The 4,142-nt window shown below is 53.8% G+C and carries 4 protein-coding genes; all 4 read right to left on the minus strand.

Translation table 11 applies throughout. The annotated features are described in order from the left end of the window. Window positions 1-40: 40 nt before the first annotated feature. Entirely contained in the window at window positions 41-274 is a 234-nt protein-coding gene (locus HQL76_18005) for a transposase (protein MBF0111063.1), read from the minus strand. Between the two features lie 526 nt (window positions 275-800). Continuing rightward, window positions 801-2,315, minus strand: coding sequence for a M10 family metallopeptidase (locus HQL76_18010; protein ID MBF0111064.1), 1,515 nt, complete (start codon window positions 2,313-2,315; stop codon window positions 801-803). A gap of 277 nt (window positions 2,316-2,592) precedes the next feature. Further along, a complete protein-coding gene (locus HQL76_18015; GenBank protein MBF0111065.1) occupies window positions 2,593-3,015 on the minus strand; it encodes a hypothetical protein in 423 nt (140 codons plus the stop codon). 93 nt (window positions 3,016-3,108) lie between these two features. Further along, a complete protein-coding gene (locus HQL76_18020) occupies window positions 3,109-3,321 on the minus strand; it encodes a cold-shock protein (protein MBF0111066.1) in 213 nt (70 codons plus the stop codon). Window positions 3,322-4,142 lie beyond the last annotated feature (821 nt).

Raw genomic sequence — 4,142 nt, forward strand, 5'->3', positions numbered from 1 at the left:
TCAGCCCGTTTCCAACCTCAATAAGGCGGAATTTCCGCCCTCAGTTCAGCCATTTGCCCCTTTTTTGGCCCATCTGGACGCATTTCGAGTGCAGTTTCTTCAAATTGTGCGTGGCAGAGTGCAAAATCCACTCCCCGTTGCACAGTTCCAGACCACGCAAGCGAAACTCATCTGCCCCTTGAGTCTCCTTCATCTGTCCGAAAACCGGCTCCACCGTCTGACCGCGCTTCTTGTAAAGAGTCTTGCCACGCTCGGTCAGCAGTTTGCAATCCATCCGTTCACGGGCTGTGGAGTGAACAAAGGGCGAAGTGGAGCATTCCTGAGCCGGTACGTGCTTGAGTGGTCATCCCCTCCAGGGAAAACCTGGAGGGGATGGACACCTGCGCATTCACCTCCTGTATAACGCGACGAATGGTGGGTTCGCTTGGCGCGTCAAAAAGTTTGATTTTGTCGTTCAGGCGACAACGGAATCTTCGCCGCATAGCCTGAGATGATCTCTCGGCCCATTGGCTGATGGCAAGATAGCTGCGTGAACCGCCCATACCACTGTGCCTGTTCGTGGTGCGCAACTGGACGCACCCGGATGGCTTTGAGGAGCGATGAGATATCGAGAGAGTGGCATGCGTTCATGCCATTAGTACACAGGGTGATTGGGGAAAAGACCAGATATGATGTTTTGGCTTATCAGATCAATGCGTTGCCTGGACACTTGACACAGTCCTGGAAGAAGAGCGGAGCGTTGCAACGGCAGCTCAGAAAAAAGGAAGAGAGGAGAACAGCTCCTCTCTTCCCTCACGGGCTCACCCGGAGATGATCTGCAAGGAGGAGGCACTCAGTGTGGAGACATTGCTCAAGGTGGCGATGGTGACCGCCGACTGAGAACCGCTGCCGTCCGGATCGTACTTAAGCACACCAGTGCTGGTATTGAACAGAAAACGCTGGGAGGTGGTGGAGGCATTCCCGCTGCTGCTGGCCCGGAAACGGCTGGCACTCACGGTTCCGATACTCAATTTCCCGAAGTTGCTGCTAGTGAATACCAGCTTGTCCCCTTGGGTCGAACTGAAATCGGTGATGGTATCCCCGCCTTCGGAGGACTGGGTGAAACGGAACTGATCCGCATCCGACCCTCCGGTCAGACGATCCGATCCACTACCGCCGGTCAACTGATCCGCGCCGGAGTTGCCCGAAAGCGTATCGTTGCCGCTGCCGCCCCGCAGGATATCGGCTCCGCCCCCGCCGTACAACGTATCGGCACTGCTGCCGCCGGACAGCGTATCGTTGCCGTCATTGCCGCGCAGTTCATCCTTGCCGGCATTACCGGTCAGGATATTGTTCAAGGCGTTGCCGATCAGTTTATCCGCACCGCTGCCACCGGTAGCATTCTCGATCGCGCAGTTGTAGGCGATCGCCAGATTGTTGCTGCCATCGTAAACGACATGGGTATCCGTTCCCGCCCAGGAGGGCAGCTCGTCCGATGGAATCGAAATCGAACTGTAGGCTCCCGCCGTCAGGTCGATGACACAGCCAAGGGTGAAGTTGTCCACCGAGATGGTATCGCTCCCGCCCGCATCCCAGATGGTCTTGATGAACGGACGATCGGTTTCGAAGCGATAAACAGTGTCTCCCATCTCGTGGCTGGTGTTGCTGCCGTAGAGATACTGCAAGGCGATCAGATCCAGCGGCATCAAGGTTTCGGGTTTTATATTATAATAGGTATAACTGACACCGGATGTGACACCTGATGATATGGTGGTCATCTCCCGGAACAGACTGTCCGGATGAGAGGTGTAGGACATCACCGTGTAGGCTTCGTTGTCATAGGTTGAACTCAGCATCGCTCCTGAAGAGGAGGACTGCTCGAACGGATGCTTCATGCCGAGCGCATGACCGATCTCATGCAGCAGGGTGCTGAAACCGGCCGATCCGGGCGAGAATCCGTTGGTAGCCCAATAGTCGGCGTTATCGCTCAACCAGACATGACCGGCGGATGCGGATTCCGATACGCTGATGATGACATTATGACTGGAGTAGCTGTAGCGATAGGCGGGATAAAAACCCAATCCGGCATAGCTCGACAAGGTTTTCTGGGCAAAGGTCAACTGACCGTTGGAATCCACCTCGGAGAAGTGCACATCGATCATCGAGGAGATCGATGTCAAAGCTGCACGCGCCGCTGTCCGCTGCTCTGTGGTGCAGGGGGAAAAATTGGTGATCGTCCCATAGGAGGAGTCGGTGGGTTGCGTTTCCTGAAAGCTGAAGGTCAACGACACCCCTTCCCCCACGCCGGTGGTATCGGTGGTTTTGCTCCCCACCATAGCGGGGAAGTTCCAACGGGCCGTATTGGAATAATCGTTTATGGCCAGCAAGGTCAGCAGTGGATCAGTCGAGTAGCTCATGGGGGTGGCCATCCTCATACGGGCTGGAGTGGTTTGGTTTCACTGCGTGATGAAGAGGTTTCCATTCTTCGAGCGTTACATCGTTTGCCATGGAGGCACGGATCGGATCGTCTTGCGGCGGGCAACCGGGATCGGGAGCATTCCCTATTTGTCAACGAGCATCAAACGAGGCTGGCGTGACTGCGCTGCATAGTGGTTAAAAAACCGCTCGTAGGTCCCGTTGGCTTACTGCGCATCGGACCCGAAGCATGCTGTTCCCGGATTCTTTCACCCACCACGCTAACGGCACTGGGCTCCGACTGTTCTGCCTCTTTGTTAGCATGCGCACACCAAACCTACAAGCCTGACTCGATCGGTATTGCTCACGCTTAAAAATGTCTGTAAACATCTTTAAATAAGAAAAATAGAGAAAATTTCTCTTATTATAGTCCGCTAGCATCAGCACTCTTTCGATTGAGAACAGTCGGAGCCCAGTGCCAACGCCTGCATTCATGAGACTCTGATACTGCCGGACGATCCGGCCATCCTCCATGACGATAGCCGCGATCTCCGTGGCTCGCGCTCCCTCGGAAGGAGAAAGGCCGGTCGTCTCGAAGTCGATGATGGCCAGGGTTTCCACGAATCGAGCTCACAGAGAAAGGATAGCTCAAACACCCAATCGAATGCATACCACCGTCCGTCCTCCAAACTGCGGCATTCTCATTCAGGACACCTACAAGGTTTTGACGTTGTCCGCCTTGTCGCCCTTGTCGCCTTTGCTGACGCCAAACTCTACCCGTTGCCCTTCAGCCAGACTTTTGAAACCATCCATTGCTATGGCGCTATGATGTACAAAGACGTCACCTTTGCCATTATCCCGAGCAATGAAGCCAAATCCTTTGGTATCGTTGAACCACTTCACAACGCCTGTCTCACGATTTGCCATTCTCTTCCAATCCCTTTGTTGCATGTTTATGGTGCCGGTCAAACCGGAAGGTCTGGCGGCGGCGCAGGTACGCCTGTGTCGGTTTTGGTCACCTTCTTGGAACCATGATACCACCTCCACGACTTGTACGCACGTGGTGCGTTTTGTGGCCAACGTGGCGCATTTCTGTCGCGGCCGTGTCCGTCTGGTGCTGATCTGGGGCTGCATGCGTTAAATTCGTTATTATGTCAAAATTAATATTTATAAGCATTGCCAATATAAACTATTAATCGAATCGGACCCAGATTCGAATCTTCTTTCCATTCTCCGCAACCAAAATCTCAAATCGAACCAGTCCAGCATCAGGAGTCAATAATATTCTCGTTATTTCATAGCATTAAGTGGGTCCGTAATTTGCGGACTCACCCAGAGCGGGTCCACAGCTTTTGAAGAATAGGGCCGGAGAGAGAAGGGAAAACGCCGATTTCGACTCCTGCGAGTCCAACTTCCAACCAAGTGCATTTTCGAACCGTACCGCGCAACTATTGGAAACATTGGACTTTTTTTACACACTCAAAAGCCGCCCGGTTGGGCGGCTTTTGAAAACAACCAGAACAACTTAAATTTAATGGTGGACCCACAAGAATTCAAACCCGAGCCCGAACCCATCATCAACCGTCAACCCCAATCCCTGCCCCTGAAGAGCCTGTCGTCAAATGGTCTGGTTGGGCCGCTGAACGGTGCATGGGTCGCCCAGCGGGCCGATCAGCCCGTTTCCAACCTCAATAAGGCGGAATTTCCGCCCTCAGTTCAGCCATTTGCCCCTTTTTTGGCCCATCTGG

This window comes from Magnetococcales bacterium (assembly GCA_015228815.1).
In the GTDB taxonomy this organism is placed as follows: domain Bacteria; phylum Pseudomonadota; class Magnetococcia; order Magnetococcales; family UBA8363; genus UBA8363.

Coding starts and splice junctions, on each gene's coding strand:
- HQL76_18005 (MBF0111063.1), bottom strand. CDS start 274: ATGGATTGCAAACTGCTGACCGAGCGTGGCAAGACTCTTTACAAGAAG.
- HQL76_18020 (MBF0111066.1), bottom strand. CDS start 3,321: ATGGCAAATCGTGAGACAGGCGTTGTGAAGTGGTTCAACGATACCAAA.
- HQL76_18010 (MBF0111064.1), bottom strand. CDS start 2,315: ATGGTGGGGAGCAAAACCACCGATACCACCGGCGTGGGGGAAGGGGTG.